The following is a 17,982-nucleotide window of genomic DNA, read 5'->3' as shown; positions in this document are numbered from 1 at the left end:
TGGAAGATGGAGACAAAAAGGGTATTCAAATTTTTTACGGCATGGAATTTAGAAAAAGAAGAAGCTTTTTTACGAAATATGCATCAACAAGGTTGGGCATTACAAAAATACAATTTAATGTATACGTTTAAGAAAACTGAGCCAAAAGATGTAATATATAAAGCTGATTTTAGATTGGTTTATAGGGATTCAAAAGAACAACAACAAGAGTACTTCGAAATATACGAAATGTCAGGTTGGGAACGCGTAACAAGTTTCACGAGATGGAATTATTTTTGTAAAGAAGTAGAAGAGGTAAATGAATTGCCTGATATTTACTCAGAAAAGGAGACGAGAGTACAAAAACTAAATGAGTTATTGCTATTCCTTGTTATTATTTCAGCAAGTATATTACCGTCAATGTACAATCTATTTATAAGCCCGATGGAATCAAGAGTGCCAATATGGGCGAAAGCTATGACGGGTCTTACAGGTTGTATGTGGATATACTTCTTTATAAGACTCACTTGGAAAATTAAGAAATTAAAAAGTGAAATATTATAATAATAAGCAAAGTTAAAAAGAAGTTGATTTTGTAGGGCGAATTATCGGGATCAACTTCTTTTTTCTCTATATTATTGTGTTTTTGTTCACTCTTTTTTATATAATAAAAAATTATATAAAGGCGCAAAAATAACTATTACGAAGAACCACACCCGAAATTAATAAATGAAGTAAAAAAGATTTATATCGAAGATCAAAAAATAAAAAATGACTAAAAAGGCGTGGGGTGTAACTTATAATAAGGAAGAAAAACATTTTTGATTAACATATTAAATGGAAAACCCCCTACAAAAATTCCATAGGGGGGAATAAAAATGTTTAAGAAAAAGACTGATTTTGCGCAGGTTTAATAAATTGTTCCGGGTTTTCAACAAGTCCGCATACAGCGCATTGGACTCTGTATGTTGGTCCTTGATAGGACATATGAAAAGCATTCATCGTTTCATTTGTGTATTCTTCTTCTACTTGACCAGTTTGTGGATTTAACTTGACTGGTTTTACTTGTTGCTCAAGAATATTAAAGCGAGTACGGTTCGTTTTACAGCTTGGACATAGCATTGGTTCCATATGTATACACCTCCATTTGTAGCATTTCTTAAACTTATTAATTTTATGCAAGCAAAAAAACTTTCTCAATATAAATGGGTATTTAAAGTATTCAAAATTCAGAAAAAATAAAATATAATAAGGGTACGAACTGGTTATGTCCAAACCAAATCTCCTGTTTTATGCCAATAAGCTGGGGGGCCGAGAAATCGGCCTCATTTTTTTGTGCTCATTACTATAGGAAACAAGGTTTTTATGAGACTTTTGTCGAAATTTTAGGGATAGATATAAAGGGGGATGTAAAATGAAGTATATCATTTTATACGTAGAAAAGTTTGAGGAATGTCTAAGATTCTATAAAGATGTATTACAGTTACCTATAAAAGCAGAGCATGGTACATATATTGAGTTTAATACTGGTTCTACAATTTTAGCGATGAACACGAGGCAAGATGTGAAAGAATTAACAGGACTACCACTTACAGAAGGCGAGTTACAATCTTCTCATTTTGAATTGGGGTTCGTTGTTGATCATGTACAAGAAACAATCGAACAATTTAGAGAGCAAGGAATTAAGATTTTAGTTGAACCAATTGTGAAACCATGGGGACAAACAATTGCATACATTGCCGATCCAGATGGAAATTATATTGAAATTTGCAGTTCATTAGAATAGAAGGAGAAAAAGAGATGGGGTTTCCGAAACTAGAAACAGAACGTTTATTATTAAGAGAACTAACACTGTTAGATGCAGAAACGATGTTCCGTTATTTTTCGAAAGAATCTGTTATACGTTATTTCGGAATGGATTCTTTCGAAAATATTGAGCAAGCGAAAACAACAATTCAAACGTTTAAAAATCGTTATGAAGAGGGAACAGTATTTCGCTGGGGAATTGAGAAAAAGGGCACGGGCCAATTAATCGGAACGTGCGGATTTCATTTAATAAATAATCATCATAAGCGAGCTGAAATTGGTTATGAATTAGACGATACATATTGGGGACAAGGGTATGCAACGGAAGCGTTACAGGCAATTTTAACTTACGGATTTGAAACGCTGCAACTGATAAGAATTGCAGCTGTTGTATATGTAGAAAATAAAGCTTCTCAAAAATTATTAAGTAAAGCAGGGTTTCAAGAAGAAGGATTACTTCGAAAACATATGATTCAAAATGAAGTTGCTCATGATACGATTTTATATTCTTTATTAAAAGAAGAGTGGAAGAAATAATGAGTACAAATGAGCTTATAAATATAATGAAGAAACATAAAGAAAATAGGTTCATTCTAGGTATAGATGGTTTAAGTCGATCTGGTAAAACGACATTCGTTGCAAATTTAAAAGAAAACATGAAACAAGAAGGTATTCCGTTCCATATTTTTCATATTGATGATCATATAATAGAACGTAATAAACGGTATCATACTGGATATGAAGAATGGTATGAGTATTATTATTTACAATGGGATATTGCAAACTTGCAGAAGAGTTTTTTTCAAAAGTTACAAACTGAAACAAAACTGACATTACCGTTCTATTATGATGAGACAGACTCAAGTGAAATGAAAAAAGTACAGATTCCTATAGTAGGTGTAATTGTAATTGAAGGTGTTTTTTTACAGCGAAAAGAATGGAGAGATTTCTTTCATTATATGGTGTACTTGGATTGTCCAAGAGAGACAAGATTTCTGCGCGAGAGTGAGGAAACGCAGAAAAACCTTTCAAAGTTTGAGAATAGGTATTGGAAAGCAGAGGATTATTACATAGAAACGGAATTGCCGAAGGAACGGGCGAATTTAATCATAGAATGATTAGAAAATAGAAGGTGAACAGAATGAATATTTTATGGGATTTTGATGGGACGTTATTTGATACGTATCCAGTTTACACAAAAATTCTTTCTCAAGTTTTAGGGAAGGAAATAAGTGAAGAAGAAATCTATACAAAGTTAAAAGTTTCATTTTCACACGCAATTGATTATTATGAAATATCTAAAAAACAATTAAGTGAAATTGATGTATTAGAGAGTCGTATTATGATAGAAGATATTAAACCATTTGAAAAAGTGGAAGAGGTTTTAAAGTTTGCTGATAAAAATGTAATTATGACTCACAAAGATAGAGCCGGAGTATTATCAATATTAAATCATTACGGCTGGGACAAATACTTCGTAGACATGGTTACAATTGACGATGGCTTCCCCCGAAAACCGAATGCTTTATCTTATAATCATCTGCATAAAAAGCACAATATTGATCTAGCTATTGGTGATAGAGAATTAGATTTATTACCTGCAAAAGAATTAGGTATTCCAACATGTATGTTTCAAGGGAATTGTGATGTAGCGGATTATTCTTTATCGCATTACTCGGAATTTTTTAAGGTAGTAATTGATAAAGAGGTTATTTTATAAATGAATGAAATAAAACCTCTACTTTTTGCTTGAAAGTAGAGGTTATTTTCTATGCTTTATAAAAACGATAGAAAATTAATACTTTCAAATATTTAGAAGAGGATTGGTATAAAGATTTGAATTATATATTTATAGATGAATCTATAAATAAAAAGATTTCTATAAAGCGAGTGATCACATGAGTATTTTCATTTTAGAAGATGATGTCATACAAGCACAGCAAATGAAACGGCTAGTTGAAGAGATTTGTGAGGAGTATATGTTGCCTTTTGATTTTATAGAGGTGACTAGTAAAAGTGAAAATATTATAACTAACATTCCTAAGGCGACGTATATCCCAATCTATTTTTTAGATATAGAGATAAAAAGAGAAGAGCGTAAAGGGTTACAAGTAGCGCAAGAGATACGTAAGTATGATACACAAGGAATTATTGTGTTTGTAACGACGCATTCTGAATTTGCACCTATTTCGTATCAATACATGGTATCAGCTTTAACATTTATTGATAAAGGATTGCCATATGAGGAGAGGCGTAACGTTTTTGAACAATGTTTACTCCAATATGAAGCGCGTAATAATCATATCATTCCGTCCGATGACTTTATCGTTGAAAGTAGTAATGCGACTGTGCGGGTTCCGTTTCATGAAGTTGAATATGTTATGACCGATGAACCACACCGTTTAGCGTTAGTGACGTTAGATCGAATCGTTTCTTTTTACGGGACTTTAAAAGAAATTGAAATAATAGATGAACGTTTATTTCGCTGTCATCAATCATATATCGTGAATACGAAGCAATTGTCTTTTTACGATGCGAAGCAAAAAATGATAGTTTTAAAAAGCGGGAAACGTATTCCGGTATCACGTCGTTTAGTGAGTAAAGTACGAAACATGTTAAAGGGTGAGATGTAATGTATATTTATGATTTATTTGCAATACTGCTTACTAGTATAAGCCATACGTTTTTATACATTCAATTAATCCGGTACAATAGATTGTCAGTTAGAATGTTAATAGCTTTAAGTGCGGTATTCATTATTTTACTTGCTATTGTCGTAACAGTAACGAGATATCCAGAATTGAATAGTACCATTGTGTTGTTTCTAATAAGTTTAGGATTAATGCAAAATGAATTGAAATTTAAGCATAATGTATATTTTGCACTAGTGAGTATGGTGATAATAACGTTAGTGAAAATGTTGCTATTTGATTTAGGAATGAAAATCTTTATGTTAACGCCATTCAATTTATATTTATGGACAGGTAGCTTGATTCATCTTACCGTATCGACACTTACTTTTATCGGTATTTTTGTAGCTCGCAAAAGAATCCAAAAAATTGCTCAATATATAGTAGGTAGTCCGCTATACTATGTAACTTATATATTATTAATTGCCGGATTTATTATTGAACTAATCTTAACTCAGCCATCTTCTGCGTTATTAGCACAATTAAATCAACAATACAGTGAAGTAAGTTATATTTCAGCGATTATTATATTTTTATTATTACTAATCATGGTGTTAATAAGCTCACACTTATCGAAAGAAAAGTTACAAGAAGAACACGAGAAACGTTTAGATAAAGAGTTATTAGATTATGTAGAGAAATTAGAGGATATGCACGATGAGCTTGCTAGTTTCCGTCACGATTATATGAATGTATTACTATCGTTAGAGGAGGGCATACGTACAAAAAATGTGAAAGAAATTGAGCAAGTGTATTATGACGTGATAGCTCCTACATTAAAAACAATAAATGATCATGAACTTGATATTGCGAAATTATCTCGCATACATATTCCTGAAGTGAGAAGTGTATTAAGGGCGAAAGTTAGCACTGCCCAGCACCAACAAATAAAAGTAATGCTCGATATACCAGAGAACATCGAAAGTGTTTCGATGACGATCATTTCATTTATTCGCATCATTTCAGTTTTAGTAGACAATGCAATTGAAGAAGCAGTACATAGTGAGGAAAAGATGTTGCAAATCGCATTCTTTGAAATGGATTCCCGACAATATTTTATCGCGCGTAATAGTTCAAAGAGTGAAGCGATTGATTTGCAAAAAATTTATGAGAAAAACCATTCAAGTAAAGACGGAGCTCGAGGATATGGGTTATTTTCGTTAAAACGGATTATGAATAAAACAAATAACGCGACGTTAGAGACAACTTATGTAAGTCCTTATTTCACACAAACACTCATATTAAAAGAGATGAAATGACCATCTATGATGAAAATGAAACCGAATAGGAAAGAACTACATACTTCCTTTACTCGTTTTTATACACTTCAAGTAAGAGGTGAAGCGAGATGAATGGTCTTATTTTTACAACAATGATTAGCTTTGGTTTACCGCTTGTAGCACTTTTATATGCTTTTTGGAAGAAACGCTATATTCCATATATGTTAGGTGTATTGGCTTTTGTTGTATCACAAATATTGATCCGCATACCAATACTGAATTATGTAAGTGGAACTAGCACAAATTTTCAAATGTTTTCTGTTATGCAGCCTGTACTATTTGTACTTTTGCTTAGTTTATCAGCTGGAATTTTTGAAGAGATAGCTCGTTTTATTGCAATGCGTTATTTTATGAAGCAACGAGATTGGCAGTCTGGTTTTTTATTTGGAGCAGGGCATGGTGGTATTGAGGCAGTGTTGATAGTTGGAGTTCCGGTAATATCTCTATTATTGTCACAAACATTCATTCAAAATGGTGACAGTTACTATTTCGGCGGTATGGAGCGTATCGTCGCGATGGTATTGCATATTGGACTTTCCATCATTGTATTGCAAGCTGTCGTCCAAAAGAAATTTCGTTATGTTGTATATGCAATTCTCATCCATGGGACTGCAAATGCAATAGCTAGCATTATATCGCTATATGTACCAGGGAAAAGCGGGATCATTATGTCAGAAGTTTCAATAGCAATTTGTGCTGTACTCGTTTTTAGTTATAGTTTTATTTTAAAAAGAAAGGGTGTATGAAAATGAGAAGAATGTTACTAATTATAATAAGTGCTATCGCGGCGTTCGCACTCGCAGCTTGTACCGGTAATAAAGTAGATGAAAGTACGTCAAAAAAGTTTATTCCTAAGGCGGAAGAAATTGTAACATTATTAAATGAGGCGAAGTATAAAGACGTGCATGAAAAATTTGATAGTAAAATGAAATCAGCCTTATCAGAAGAGCAAATGAAAGAACTTACTCCTATAATTGAAAAAGCTGGTACATTCGAAAAAATTGAGAAAAAATCGATTGAAGAAAAAGATGGTTTATATACTGTTATTCTTGTAGCGAGGTATAGTAAAGAACAACGTACCTTTATCGTAACTTATAACGATAAAGAAGAAATAGCTGGGTTAGTAATTAGGTAGAAATGTAATAGCAGATAAGATGGTTGTGTCCATTTTATCTGCTATTTATTATAACCAAATTATGGTTATTTGTGCTAATATGAACTTATAGCTGTATAGAAGGGGTGGATTAGTATGAAAACTGAAATAGTTCCTAAAAAGAAATACAGCATAATTAGTTACATATCTTTACTCATCGGCATTTTATGTTTTCTGTTCGTTTTTATTACTCCGACAAGGATAGCAAATGTAGGTAATGTAGTGGGAGATTATATTACAGTTGCCCTCACAGTTGCAGGTATCATACTTTCTAGCATTACGATGACGAAACAAACAGAGAAGAAGGGTATTGCTATTATTTCAATAATACTGTCCTTATCATTACTTATATTTTGGATGATCACGATTATATTATTATTTACTGGTCAAATTAGTTTTGCGCCGTAATGTGCAATAAAAAGAGTCCTTCTCGTATGAAGGACTCTTTTTATTCACTGTCTTCCGGTTGATATTCTAAAATATCCCCTGGTTGGCATTCTAACGCTTTACAAATAGCATCTAAAGTTGTAATTCTAATTGCTTTTGCTTTTCCATTTTTTAATATAGAAAGGTTAGCCATTGTAATTCCAACCTTCTCTGAAAGTTCAGTTACGCTCATTTTTCGTTTCGCTAACATTACATCAATATTAATTATTATTGCCATGTTATTCACCTCAGACCGTTAAATCATTTTCTGATTTTATATCTATCGCATCTTTTAAAAGTCTTTGGAGAACGGCAGCAAAGACTGCGATAACCATTGAAGCAAAGATAAGGATCATGCCAATTATTATAATACCTGGCGCGTCATCTCTCTCTGCTACAAGATAGAAAAGCGGCATACCTACTACATATAATACACTAATTGTAACAGCACATTGTTTTATCTTTTTTAAAGCTCTAACAGATAATTTCGAGAAGGCGTTCCCCTTATCAATGTAGCTTACAAGTTTAAAGGCTTGATATAGGGCAAAATAAAAAGGTATCACTGTTGCATATAGATTGATTAAAACAAGATATTTTATATATGCAATATCCGGGTATAAGTCCGCTGTGTAATTCCCGATATTAGGAATTAAAAATATACATAAAGCAAAAACAGGAATACCGATAAGGATGATTGCTGTCTTTAAAAAGAGTGTTGATCCTTGTTTCATATAAAGCACCTCATTTTTAAATTATCTCTTTAATTTAACATGAAATTTATCGTTTAACAATAAATTCTTATTCATTTCAATCGGATTTTTATTGATAAATAAATTTTAGGGAAGAGAATGATAAGACGGTTTTATAAAATAGGTGTGGTCCCTAATTATTTGAACATAAAAAGCTATGATAGGTAGCGTTCGTTGCCTTACTAATAAAAGAAAGTGAAGGTAATGATTGTTAGCTTCATGAAAATTGGGGACTAATAAAACATATATAAATGAATGTAAAACATACGGAGGAACAACAATGTCAAATTTGGGTTTACTGATGAAGAAGTTACTGTTAGTAGGAACAATCACACTAAGTATGTTATGTACTGAAAGCATGATGAATTATTATTCGGTGGAAGCGAAAGTGAAAAAAGTAGAACGGCAACCGAAAAATGTAATCATAATGGTTATGGACGGAACGAGTTCTTCAGCAACGACATTAGCTCGTTTGTATAAAGGGAAACCACTTGCATTAGATGAAATGGTAACAGGAGGAGTTCTTACATATTCGGCGGAATCAGCTATAACAGACTCAGCCCCAGCAGCAACAGCTTTAGCGACTGGGAATAAATCGAATTCAGGATATGTAGGTGTATTACCTTCTATTGTAAGTTCACCTGGCGTAAAATCAATCAAAGAAGAGGACAAGTTACGGCCGGTTGCCAATGTTTTAGAAGGTGCCAAACGTACTGGGCGCGCAACTGGAATTGTTGCTACAGCTGAAATTCAGCATGCTACTCCGGCCGGATTCTCTGCTCACCATATAAACCGTAAGCGTTTTGACGTAATTGCAGAGCAACAAGTATATCAAAATATAGATGTCGTATTAGGCGGGGGAAAAGCAGCACTGCTACCTATAAAAAGAAAAGATGGTGAGGATTTAGTAAAGGTGATTCATGACAAAGGGTACGATTTTGTTGAAACGAAAAATGCATTATTGAACTCTAAATCTAAGAAGATTTGGGGCTCTTTTTCACATAACGCTTTAGCGTTCGATATGGATCGTGAAGCAACAAATCCGGAGCAACCAACACTTTCGCAAATGACGGAAAAAGCAATTCAAACGTTATCAAAAGATAAAGATGGTTTCTTTTTATTTGTGGAAGGAAGTAAACCAGACTGGGCAGCTCATGTGAATGATCCGATGGGGATGATTAGTGATGTATTAGCATTTGATAAAGCGGTAGCAAAAGCATTACAATTTGCCAAAAATGATGAGAATACACTGCTCATCGCTTTAACTGATCATGGTAATAGCGGGATTTCTATTGGGAATGCGAATACAACAAAAGGCTATAATACTACGCCGGTCTCTGCATACATTAATCCATTAAAAAAAGCGAAAATGACAATTGAAGGGGTAACCCAAAAAATAAATAATGATTTATCAAATATAGTAGAAGTTGCTGCACTTTACGGTTTAAATAACTTAACGGAAGCTGAAAAGGAAAAATTAAAAGTTGTACGAAAGAAATCGGATATTGGTCCAATACTTACTACATTACTAGCTAACCGTGCAAATATTGGCTTCACAACAGGAGGGCATACAGGTGAGGATGTGTTTTTATATTCTTACGGTCCTCAAAAACCATATGGTTTGATCCAAAACACAGACGTTGCGAAGACGATGGCGAAAGCAATGGGCTTTAATTTAGAAGAAGTAACAAACAAATTATTTGTAGATAGTGAATCAGCTTTTAAACAAAACGATGCAACAGTCACTATAGATAATACTGATACAGCAAACCCGGTGCTCATAGTAAAACGTAATCATGTAAAAGCTCAATTATTTGTAAATAAAAATATAATTCGTATTAAGAATAAAGAATATGAATTAGGTAGTGTAGTTGTAGAAAGTAATGGCAAGTGCTATGTACCAGAAGAAGCAATCCGTTTATTCATAAAGCATTCTCGTTAAAAAAATGCCAATTCCTTAGCTAATACTTAGGAATTGGCATTTTTTGTGTAGCTAAAATTTCACTTGAAAACAAGAGTAAAGAGGATCACAACTTCTAAAAAGGACTTCTTGTAAATTTATTTATCTTATATTTTTCACCCTAAAAAATATTTCTCAACATTTTAGCTCTTTAAAAAGATTGAATATTCGTATTGTAACGAATATTATGTTCCTATCGGCAAAAAAAACGATAATTTGCAGACACTGGGGAGGAAAAGCATTGAAAAAGAATAAGAAGTTAAAACCATTATCAGTTTTAGCAACAGCGGCAGTGCTAAGTAGTACGTTTGCTTTTGGAAGTCATGCAGCGTATGCTGATACGCCACCATCTCTACCAATTGATGAGCATTTAATACCAGAGGAGCGTTTGGCAGAAGCGCTGAAACAAAGGGGAGTAATTGATCAATCTGCATCACAAGCTGAGACATCAAAGGCTGTCGAAAATTATGTTGAGAAAAAGAAAGGCGAAAATCCTGGAAAAGAAATCATGACAGGAGATAACCTTACGCAAGAAGCTTCAGATTTTATGAAAAAAGTAAAAGATGCAAAAATGAAGGAAAATGAACAGGCGCAGCAGCCAGAAGTAGGACCGGTTGTTGGACAAGATGCAGGGTTGAATTCTAGAAAATTAAATGGAAAAGTACCTACTACACCAGCGAAGCAAGCTGAGTATAATGGAGCGGTTCGAAAAGATAAAGTACTTGTTTTACTCGTAGAATTTAGCGATTTTAAACATAATAATATTGATCAAGAACCAGGTTACATGTATTCTAAGGACTTTAATCGTGAACATTATCAAAAAATGTTATTTGGAGATGAGCCATTTACGTTATTTGATGGATCGAAGATTAATACATTTAAACAGTATTATGAGGAACAATCTGGCGGTAGCTACACAGTTGATGGAACTGTAACAGAATGGCTTACTGTTCCAGGAAAAGCATCAGATTATGGTGCGGATGCGGGAACTGGTCATGATAACAAAGGTCCTTTAGGGCCACGTGATCTTGTGAAAGAGGCATTAAAAGCAGCTGTCGCAAAAGGTATCAATTTAGCAGATTATGATCAATTTGATCAATACGATCAAAATGGTGATGGAAATAAAAACGAGCCAGATGGAATTATTGACCACTTAATGGTTGTACATGCGGGCGTGGGTCAAGAAGCTGGCGGTGGTAAATTAAAAGATGATGCGATTTGGTCTCATCGTTCAAAACTAGGATCAAAACCATATGCGATTGATGGTACGAAATCTTCTGTTTCGAACTGGGGCGGCAAGATGGCTGCATACGATTATACAATTGAGCCTGAAGATGGAGCAGTTGGTGTGTTTGCCCATGAGTACGGTCATGATTTAGGATTACCGGATGAATATGATACAAAGTATTCTGGACAAGGTGAACCTGTTGAATCATGGTCTATTATGAGCGGCGGTAGCTGGGCTGGAAAAATTGCAGGAACAGAGCCAACGAGTTTCTCACCACAAAATAAAGAATTTTTCCAAAAGAATATGCAGGGTAACTGGGCAAATATCGTTGAAGTAGATTACGATAAACTACGCACAGGAATCGGTACTGCAACATATTTAGATCAAAGTGTTACAAAATCAAAACGACCAGGAATTATTCGAGTTAACTTACCAGACAAAGATATAAAAAATATCGAATCGGCATTTGGTAAGAAGTTTTATTACAGCACAAAAGGAAATGATATTCATACAACACTTGAGACTCCAGTATTTGACTTAACAAATGCAAAAGACGCTAAGTTTGATTATAAGGCATTTTATGAACTGGAAGCGAAGTATGATTTCCTTGACGTAAATGCAATTGCAGAAGATGGAACGAAGACGCGAATTGATCGAATGGGCGAAAAAGATGTAAAAGCCGGCGTAGATACAACGGATGGTAAGTGGGTTGATAAATCATACGATTTAAGTCAATTCAAAGGAAAGAAAGTAAAACTACAGTTTGAGTATGTAACAGATATTGCAGTAGCTTATAAAGGATTTGCATTGGACAATGCAGCATTAACTGTAGATGGAAAAGTTGTATTCTCTGATGATGCAGAAGGACAGCCAGCAATGACGTTAAAAGGATTTACTGTGTCAAACGGATTTGAACAGAAAAAAAATAACTACTATATTGAGTGGCGAAATTATGCTGGATCTGACACGGCGTTACAACATGCACGTGGTCCAGTATTTAATACAGGAATGGTTGTATGGTATGCGGATCAAAGCTTTACAGATAACTGGGTAGGCGTTCACCCAGGCGAAGGGTTCCTTGGGGTAGTAGATTCTCATCCAGAGGCAATCGTAGGAACATTAAACGGTCAACCAACTGTGAAGAGCAGTACACGTTATCAAATTGCCGATGCGGCATTCTCATTTGAGCAAACGCCAGCATGGAGAGTAGATTCACCAACTCGCGGTATCTTTGATTATAAAGGATTACCAGGCGTTGCGAAATTTGATGACTCTAAGCAATACATCAATAGCGTTATTCCAGATGCCGGACGTAAGTTACCGAAACTAGGATTGAAGTTTGAAGTAGTAGGTCAAGCTGATGATAAGTCTGCAGGTGCAGTTTGGATCCATCGCTAAAATAAAATGAAAAGGAGCTGTCATAAGTCGGTGAAATCTGACTTGTGACAGCTCTTTTCTTCTTGTGAGAAAAAACTGTTACATAAATACAAATCGAAAAAAATTACCATTTAAAAAAATGAAAAGATGTACAGAAGTGAAAAAGTCCTCTGCTTTTTTATATATTTATTGGAAAAAATAGATGTTTCTTTTATAATTAAAATGCTCCATCAGTCCGATTATGTAAGGTTTTTTGACCGTAAGGAATTTGTAAGTAATGAGTAAGAAAAAAGAGATTTTTATATTATATAATATTTATTACAGCTACTTTTAACACCTGATACTAATAGTATGCTATAATGTGAATTAGCAACATAAAGGAAAGGAATTAGACCAATGACATTAGAAAATACTAAAAATTTAAAAAAACAAGTTGCTCCGTATGAAAAATCAACGATTAAAAAAAGTGTGTGGCAACTTTTTAACACAATTGTGCCATTCATTATTTTATGGTACCTTGCTTATAAAAGTTTGTCCGTTTCTTATTTGTTATCAGTAGTTCCATCTCTGTTAGCCGCTGGTTTTATGACGCGAATTTTCATTATTTTTCATGATTGTACTCACTATTCATTCTTTAAAAGCCGTCGTACAAATAGAATAGTAGGGACATGTATGGGTGTTTTAACTTTATTCCCATTTGATCAATGGGGGCATGAACATTCTATTCATCACGCTACAAGTGGTAATTTGGATAAGCGAGGTACAGGAGATATTTGGACGCTTACTGTGGATGAATATGCAGCTGCGCCATTTAGACTTCGTTTAGCATATCGCTTATATCGCAATCCATTCGTTATGTTTGGATTAGGGCCGATTTATGTTTTCTTGCTTAAAAATAGATTTAACCGAAAAGGTGCTAGACAGAAAGAACGTATGAATACTTATTTGACGAATATTATAATTGTTGCTTTAATCGCTATACTTTGCTGGGCAATTGGATGGCAATCGTTCTTATTAGTACACGGTACGATATTCTTAATAGCAGGTTCAGTAGGGATTTGGCTGTTTTACGTACAACACACATTCGAGGATTCTTATTTTGAAGAGGATAAAGATTGGGAATATGTGAAAGCTGCAGTGGAAGGAAGTTCATTCTATAAACTTCCAAAAATCTTGCAATTCCTAACTGGTAATATTGGATTCCATCATGTTCATCATTTAAGCCCAAGGGTACCTAACTATAAACTAGAAGAGGCACACAATAATACGCTTCCGTTAAAAAATGTACCTACGATTACTCTTGCTACAAGCTTGCGTTCACTTCGCTTCCGACTATGGGATGAGAAAAGTAACAATTTTGTTAGCTTTAAAGAATTCAAAAATATAATTAAAAACAATGTTTCTGTTCGAGTGAAATCTGAACTATAATTTTATCTTATATAAAACTCCCCTTAATCATTTTCGATGTAAGGGGAGTTTTTGCTATATATAACAGATATCGAGGGCGTGGAATACTCATGTGTAGGTATAAATTTAAGAAGACGGTAATTTTATTATGTAAATAAGGTGAATCATCATAATTTTTATTATTGTGAAGGACATCGTACATATATAATGGAAAGCAGAAGGTAGATGATAGTAAATATAAGAACACATACAACGTAATAAAATAATTCTTTCAAAAGGAAGGGGAAATGAAAGATGTTGAAATTACAAGGAAAATACAATGAAGCGAAAGTATTTACGAATAACGTTGATGAGACTGCGACTGGGCAGATTATTGATCTTTGTAACCAAGAATTCGTAAAGGATAGTCAAATTCGTATTATGCCAGATACACATGCAGGAGCAGGTTGTACGATTGGGACAACAATGACAATACAGGATAAAATTGTTCCTAATCTTGTAGGAGTAGACATTGGGTGTGGAATGGAAGTTGTTGTGATTGATAAGAAAAAAGAAGAAATTAATTTCGATTGTTTAGACGAAACAATTCGTAAATTTGTTCCAAGTGGTTTTCGTATCCGAGATAAAGAACATCGATTCTCAAAAATGATTGATTTTGATAGTGTGAAGGCGCCATATACATTACAAAGAGCTCAAAAAAGTATAGGTACTCTTGGAGGTGGAAATCATTTCATTGAATTAAATGAAGATGAAAAAGGGAATGTATATATTGTCATTCATAGTGGTTCTCGTAATTTGGGTAAACAAATAGCAGAGTATTACCAAAACTTCGCATATGAACAATGCATTGATGTTACATCAATGAAAGATGAGATTATTAAGAGATTAACTGAAGAAGGGAGAGCAAAAGAAATACAAGAAACTTTACGTGGAATTCAGAAGCCTAAGATTCGTAAAGAGCTAGCTTATTTAGAAGGGCAAGGATTCAAAGATTATATGAATGACATGAATATTGCCCAAAAGTATGCTGCGTTAAATCGTAAAGCAATGATTGATGAAATTGTTACGAAAATGGACTGGAAAATTACGGATCAATTTACTACAATACATAACTATATTGACATAGAAAATATGATTCTACGAAAAGGTGCTATTTCAGCTCAGAAAGATGAACGAGTCATTATTCCCATTAACATGAGAGATGGTTCAATTATTGCATTTGGTAAAGGGAATCCAGATTGGAACTTTTCTGGTCCGCACGGGGCAGGACGTATTATGAGTCGTAAGAAGGCTAAAGAATTATTGAGTCTAGAGGAATTTCAAAATACGATGACAGAAGTGTGGACTACATCGGTAGTAGAAAGCACAATTGATGAAGCACCAATGGTTTACAAGCCAATGGATGAAATTATCGAAAATACGAAAGAAACAATAGATATAAAGCATATTATTAAGCCATTATATAATTTTAAAGCGAATTAAAAGGGGTAAATAAGCAGCCAGAAAAAACTATTTTTCGCATCTTATGTTCGCAAACAATCTAATCAAGGGAAGTAGTTTCCTTTTATGGCGATGGGATACGAAAAAAAGTCGATTTCCTGTGGAGTTAAGAAATCGACTTTTTTATTTTGTGAAACGAAAGTAATCATTAGCTTAATAGCAAATGATTATTACCGTCTATTTTTCCCAAAGCTCAATTAGACGACCTTCAGGATCTTTAATCCAAATAAAATTTCCGAATTCACTAATTTCTTCTTTCTTTTCAAGAGGTACGCCAATATGTTCAAGATGCTGAATAGTCTCATTCATATTATGTACTTGGAAATTTAACATCACTTGCTGTTCTGTTGGAAAATAATTATCATCTTCGGTAAAGAAAGAAAAAATAGTTTCATTTCCTAATTGCGGTTTAATCACAGTCCCATTCCAATTGTCTATTTCAATTTTCAACACTTCACTGTACCATTTTTTTAGAACATCGATATTTTTAGTTCTCCAAAATATTCCCCCGAAACCTTTTATCATCGTACATAACCCCTGTCTATTTTGAAATTATTTGGCATTATATATTCAATATATCAAAACAGTAATAGTAAGGAAAATTATTAACTTATAAAGTGAAACTTTAATCAGTGGAGGATCAACTGCCCATTAAAGCGGCATAAACAGTAAGAAATCAAAATTGCTAGTAGCATTGACTGTTGAAACGATTTTAATATCATTCTTCACATAACTTGAAATCAAAGAAAAAGGGTATAGAAATACTGAATCGTCTTCCAAAAGTAAAGGGAAATGAGGGAACGAAAGAAAAAGTGAAAAAGATAAAAGACCGCACATAAAGTGAAAGATATGTGCGGTCTTTTATATATAAGTATAGTATTACATAGTCTCGCTAATTTTAGTTTCACTTTGAGGGTTAGTAGAAATTCTTTTCTTAACTTTAAAGTGATAGTAAGTGTAGCAAAAAATGATAAATGGTACAGTGCAATAAATTCCAAGTCGTTGTTCAGGGATAAAGATAAGACTAATTAATATAATGCCATACAATCCAAAACCAAGAATTGGTACAAGTGGATAAAGTGGAGTTTTAAATTTTAAGTCTTCTAATCTTCCACCGTCTGCTAAATAATGTTTACGGAAAAAGAATTGAGAGACACAAATTGACATCCAAACAATGATTGTAATGACACCAGAAATTGAAATTAACCATAAGTAAACTGTTTCAGCAGCTACAACGCTTGTTAAAAGAGAAAAAGCAGAAATAGAAATTGTCAAAATTAAAGCGTTTAGAGGTATTCCTCGTGATGATAATTTCTTTAAAAAGGCAGGAGCCATTTCATTTTTTGATAATGACCAAAGCATGCGAGTTGCGGCGTACAGTCCAGAGTTTGCGACAGAAAGAACAGCTGTAAGAATAACAAAGTTCATAATATCAGCTGCATATGGAATACCGATATTATCAAATACAGCAACGAACGGACTTTTTGTTAATCCAGCTTCTTCCCAAGGAATTAAAGCAACAAGGACAAAAATTGCTAAGACGAAGAAAAACATCGTGCGCCATATAATATTTCTAATAGAACGTGGTAAAGTTTTTGCTGGATCTTCACTTTCACCTGCTGCGATTCCGACAAGTTCTGTACCTTGGAAGGAATAATTAACTGTAACCATTGTTAATAGGATAGCTGCAAGTCCATTTGGGAATAAACCGCCGTGATTTACGAAATTTGATAATAACGGGGCTGGTTCGTCACCTTTTAAATCAATAAAACCGAACATAGCGGCGCCGCCAAGGATAATAAAAGCTATAATGGCAGATACTTTTATACTTGAAAACCAAAATTCTGTTTCTGCATAACTACGAGCAGATAATGCGTTAATAGTGAAGATTGTAACGCCAAATATTAAACACCAAACCCAGACGGGAATATCAGGAAACCAGCGCTGCATTGTAATGCCGGCAGTTGTAAATTCAAGACCGGTCGTATTTGCCCAGCTTAACCAATATAACCATCCGATCGTAAAGCCAGTTGCAGGATTGATGAACTTAGTGGCATATTCTTGGAAGGAACCTGAAACAGGCATAGCTACAGCAAGTTCACCAAGACAAAGCATAACGAAATACATTAATAATCCACCAGCCATAAAGGCAAGCACGGATCCACCAGGTCCAGCTTGACTTATAATAAAGCCAGATCCGTTAAATAACCCCGTTCCAATCACACCACCGAGTGCAATCATGAATAAGTGTCTACTTTTCATCGTACGTTTTAATTCATTGTTTGTATTGTTTACTTGCGACATTGTTTTCCTCACTTTCGTAGTTGATAGAATAAAGTTTGATGTTTTCCGTATTGTGGAATGTATTCCGTGATGTGAAATCTTGTTATAATTTTCAGATAATTAAAAAGAAAAGTCAATATTTTT

The 17,982-nt window shown here is 34.0% G+C and carries 19 protein-coding genes; 14 read left to right on the top strand and 5 right to left on the bottom strand.

The features are described from left to right. The first annotated feature begins 6 nt into the window (after window positions 1-6). Window positions 7-543, top strand: a complete 537-nt coding sequence (locus tag BAQ44_RS21675) for a DUF2812 domain-containing protein (protein ID WP_063259437.1) — start codon at window positions 7-9, stop codon at window positions 541-543. Between the two features lie 318 nt (window positions 544-861). On the opposite strand, the gene BAQ44_RS21670 is transcribed toward BAQ44_RS21675, so the two are convergent. After that, the gene (locus tag BAQ44_RS21670) at window positions 862-1,110 is read right to left on the bottom strand and encodes a hypothetical protein (protein ID WP_048547666.1); all 249 of its coding nucleotides are present in this window, start codon (window positions 1,108-1,110) and stop codon (window positions 862-864) included. 283 nt (window positions 1,111-1,393) lie between these two features. On the opposite strand from BAQ44_RS21670, the gene BAQ44_RS21665 reads away from it, so the two are divergent. The 9 genes from BAQ44_RS21665 to BAQ44_RS21625 all read left to right on the top strand — a co-directional run bounded on the left by BAQ44_RS21665 (window position 1,394) and on the right by BAQ44_RS21625 (window position 7,316). After that, on the top strand, window positions 1,394-1,765 hold the full coding sequence (locus BAQ44_RS21665) for a VOC family protein (RefSeq protein ID WP_071723670.1): 372 nt from the start codon (window positions 1,394-1,396) through the stop codon (window positions 1,763-1,765). Between the two features lie 14 nt (window positions 1,766-1,779). After that, window positions 1,780-2,322 carry a GNAT family N-acetyltransferase gene (locus BAQ44_RS21660; protein WP_061676896.1) on the top strand — a complete coding sequence of 181 codons (543 nt, stop codon included), beginning with the start codon at window positions 1,780-1,782 and terminating at the stop codon, window positions 2,320-2,322. Next, window positions 2,322-2,903, top strand: coding sequence for a kinase (locus BAQ44_RS21655; protein WP_071723668.1), 582 nt, complete (start codon window positions 2,322-2,324; stop codon window positions 2,901-2,903). Before BAQ44_RS21660 ends, BAQ44_RS21655 begins: the two co-directional genes overlap by 1 nt. Before the next feature lie 23 nt (window positions 2,904-2,926). Continuing rightward, a complete protein-coding gene (locus tag BAQ44_RS21650) occupies window positions 2,927-3,505 on the top strand; it encodes an HAD-IA family hydrolase (protein ID WP_071723667.1) in 579 nt (192 codons plus the stop codon). 178 nt (window positions 3,506-3,683) lie between these two features. After that, entirely contained in the window at window positions 3,684-4,418 is a 735-nt protein-coding gene (locus tag BAQ44_RS21645) for a LytR/AlgR family response regulator transcription factor (protein ID WP_071723666.1), read from the top strand. Next, entirely contained in the window at window positions 4,418-5,734 is a 1,317-nt protein-coding gene (locus tag BAQ44_RS21640; RefSeq protein ID WP_063259442.1) for a GHKL domain-containing protein, read from the top strand. Before BAQ44_RS21645 ends, BAQ44_RS21640 begins: the two co-directional genes overlap by 1 nt. A gap of 89 nt (window positions 5,735-5,823) precedes the next feature. Beyond that, window positions 5,824-6,501 (top strand): YhfC family glutamic-type intramembrane protease, encoded by a 678-nt coding sequence (locus BAQ44_RS21635; RefSeq protein ID WP_063259443.1) that lies wholly within the window; start codon window positions 5,824-5,826, stop codon window positions 6,499-6,501. Window positions 6,502-6,503: 2 nt separating this feature from the next. Continuing rightward, the gene (locus BAQ44_RS21630) at window positions 6,504-6,890 is read left to right on the top strand and encodes a DUF3887 domain-containing protein (protein WP_063259444.1); all 387 of its coding nucleotides are present in this window, start codon (window positions 6,504-6,506) and stop codon (window positions 6,888-6,890) included. Window positions 6,891-7,004: 114 nt separating this feature from the next. Beyond that, window positions 7,005-7,316 carry a hypothetical protein gene (locus BAQ44_RS21625; protein ID WP_061676889.1) on the top strand — a complete coding sequence of 104 codons (312 nt, stop codon included), beginning with the start codon at window positions 7,005-7,007 and terminating at the stop codon, window positions 7,314-7,316. Window positions 7,317-7,356: 40 nt separating this feature from the next. Here the strand turns inward: BAQ44_RS21625 and BAQ44_RS21620 are convergent, their stop codons facing one another. Beyond that, window positions 7,357-7,572 carry a helix-turn-helix domain-containing protein gene (locus BAQ44_RS21620; protein WP_002084833.1) on the bottom strand — a complete coding sequence of 72 codons (216 nt, stop codon included), beginning with the start codon at window positions 7,570-7,572 and terminating at the stop codon, window positions 7,357-7,359. Between the two features lie 10 nt (window positions 7,573-7,582). Continuing rightward, window positions 7,583-8,065: a DUF2975 domain-containing protein gene (locus tag BAQ44_RS21615; protein ID WP_071723664.1), complete on the bottom strand. Its 483-nt coding sequence runs from the start codon at window positions 8,063-8,065 to the stop codon at window positions 7,583-7,585. A gap of 298 nt (window positions 8,066-8,363) precedes the next feature. Here BAQ44_RS21615 and BAQ44_RS21610 point away from each other — a divergent pair, with 298 nt between their 5' ends. The 4 genes from BAQ44_RS21610 to BAQ44_RS21595 all read left to right on the top strand — a co-directional run bounded on the left by BAQ44_RS21610 (window position 8,364) and on the right by BAQ44_RS21595 (window position 15,537). Beyond that, on the top strand, window positions 8,364-10,025 hold the full coding sequence (locus BAQ44_RS21610) for an alkaline phosphatase (RefSeq protein WP_071723663.1): 1,662 nt from the start codon (window positions 8,364-8,366) through the stop codon (window positions 10,023-10,025). A gap of 259 nt (window positions 10,026-10,284) precedes the next feature. Beyond that, window positions 10,285-12,669 carry an immune inhibitor A domain-containing protein gene (locus BAQ44_RS21605; RefSeq protein WP_084669601.1) on the top strand — a complete coding sequence of 795 codons (2,385 nt, stop codon included), beginning with the start codon at window positions 10,285-10,287 and terminating at the stop codon, window positions 12,667-12,669. Between the two features lie 375 nt (window positions 12,670-13,044). After that, window positions 13,045-14,076 (top strand): Delta(5) desaturase DesA, encoded by a 1,032-nt coding sequence (desA, locus tag BAQ44_RS21600; protein WP_061679885.1) that lies wholly within the window; start codon window positions 13,045-13,047, stop codon window positions 14,074-14,076. 273 nt (window positions 14,077-14,349) lie between these two features. Further along, on the top strand, window positions 14,350-15,537 hold the full coding sequence (locus BAQ44_RS21595; protein WP_071723661.1) for an RtcB family protein: 1,188 nt from the start codon (window positions 14,350-14,352) through the stop codon (window positions 15,535-15,537). A gap of 195 nt (window positions 15,538-15,732) precedes the next feature. Here BAQ44_RS21595 and BAQ44_RS21590 read toward each other — a convergent pair whose 3' ends face one another. Both BAQ44_RS21590 and BAQ44_RS21585 read right to left on the bottom strand, forming a co-directional pair. Next, window positions 15,733-16,080, bottom strand: coding sequence for a VOC family protein (locus tag BAQ44_RS21590; protein WP_063259448.1), 348 nt, complete (start codon window positions 16,078-16,080; stop codon window positions 15,733-15,735). Window positions 16,081-16,434: 354 nt separating this feature from the next. After that, window positions 16,435-17,859 (bottom strand): amino acid permease, encoded by a 1,425-nt coding sequence (locus tag BAQ44_RS21585; RefSeq protein ID WP_061679887.1) that lies wholly within the window; start codon window positions 17,857-17,859, stop codon window positions 16,435-16,437. Window positions 17,860-17,982 lie beyond the last annotated feature (123 nt).

Origin of the sequence: Bacillus mobilis (assembly GCF_001884045.1) — a bacterium.
GTDB classification, from domain to species: Bacteria; Bacillota; Bacilli; order Bacillales; family Bacillaceae_G; genus Bacillus_A; species Bacillus_A mobilis.
This window is presented reverse-complemented; position numbering and strand designations above follow the sequence as displayed.

What these genes read in the sequence shown, in the direction of transcription:
- BAQ44_RS21620 (WP_002084833.1), bottom strand. Translation starts at nt 7,572, where the DNA reads ATGGCAATAATAATTAATATTGATGTAATGTTAGCGAAACGAAAAATG.
- BAQ44_RS21675 (WP_063259437.1), top strand. Translation starts at nt 7, where the DNA reads ATGGAGACAAAAAGGGTATTCAAATTTTTTACGGCATGGAATTTAGAA.
- BAQ44_RS21650 (WP_071723667.1), top strand. Translation starts at nt 2,927, where the DNA reads ATGAATATTTTATGGGATTTTGATGGGACGTTATTTGATACGTATCCA.
- BAQ44_RS21665 (WP_071723670.1), top strand. Translation starts at nt 1,394, where the DNA reads ATGAAGTATATCATTTTATACGTAGAAAAGTTTGAGGAATGTCTAAGA.
- BAQ44_RS21585 (WP_061679887.1), bottom strand. Translation starts at nt 17,859, where the DNA reads ATGTCGCAAGTAAACAATACAAACAATGAATTAAAACGTACGATGAAA.
- BAQ44_RS21625 (WP_061676889.1), top strand. Translation starts at nt 7,005, where the DNA reads ATGAAAACTGAAATAGTTCCTAAAAAGAAATACAGCATAATTAGTTAC.
- BAQ44_RS21635 (WP_063259443.1), top strand. Translation starts at nt 5,824, where the DNA reads ATGAATGGTCTTATTTTTACAACAATGATTAGCTTTGGTTTACCGCTT.
- BAQ44_RS21610 (WP_071723663.1), top strand. Translation starts at nt 8,364, where the DNA reads ATGTCAAATTTGGGTTTACTGATGAAGAAGTTACTGTTAGTAGGAACA.
- BAQ44_RS21640 (WP_063259442.1), top strand. Translation starts at nt 4,418, where the DNA reads ATGTATATTTATGATTTATTTGCAATACTGCTTACTAGTATAAGCCAT.
- BAQ44_RS21660 (WP_061676896.1), top strand. Translation starts at nt 1,780, where the DNA reads ATGGGGTTTCCGAAACTAGAAACAGAACGTTTATTATTAAGAGAACTA.
- BAQ44_RS21670 (WP_048547666.1), bottom strand. Translation starts at nt 1,110, where the DNA reads ATGGAACCAATGCTATGTCCAAGCTGTAAAACGAACCGTACTCGCTTT.
- BAQ44_RS21595 (WP_071723661.1), top strand. Translation starts at nt 14,350, where the DNA reads ATGTTGAAATTACAAGGAAAATACAATGAAGCGAAAGTATTTACGAAT.
- BAQ44_RS21615 (WP_071723664.1), bottom strand. Translation starts at nt 8,065, where the DNA reads ATGAAACAAGGATCAACACTCTTTTTAAAGACAGCAATCATCCTTATC.
- BAQ44_RS21630 (WP_063259444.1), top strand. Translation starts at nt 6,504, where the DNA reads ATGAGAAGAATGTTACTAATTATAATAAGTGCTATCGCGGCGTTCGCA.
- desA (WP_061679885.1), top strand. Translation starts at nt 13,045, where the DNA reads ATGACATTAGAAAATACTAAAAATTTAAAAAAACAAGTTGCTCCGTAT.
- BAQ44_RS21645 (WP_071723666.1), top strand. Translation starts at nt 3,684, where the DNA reads ATGAGTATTTTCATTTTAGAAGATGATGTCATACAAGCACAGCAAATG.
- BAQ44_RS21590 (WP_063259448.1), bottom strand. Translation starts at nt 16,080, where the DNA reads ATGATAAAAGGTTTCGGGGGAATATTTTGGAGAACTAAAAATATCGAT.
- BAQ44_RS21655 (WP_071723668.1), top strand. Translation starts at nt 2,322, where the DNA reads ATGAGTACAAATGAGCTTATAAATATAATGAAGAAACATAAAGAAAAT.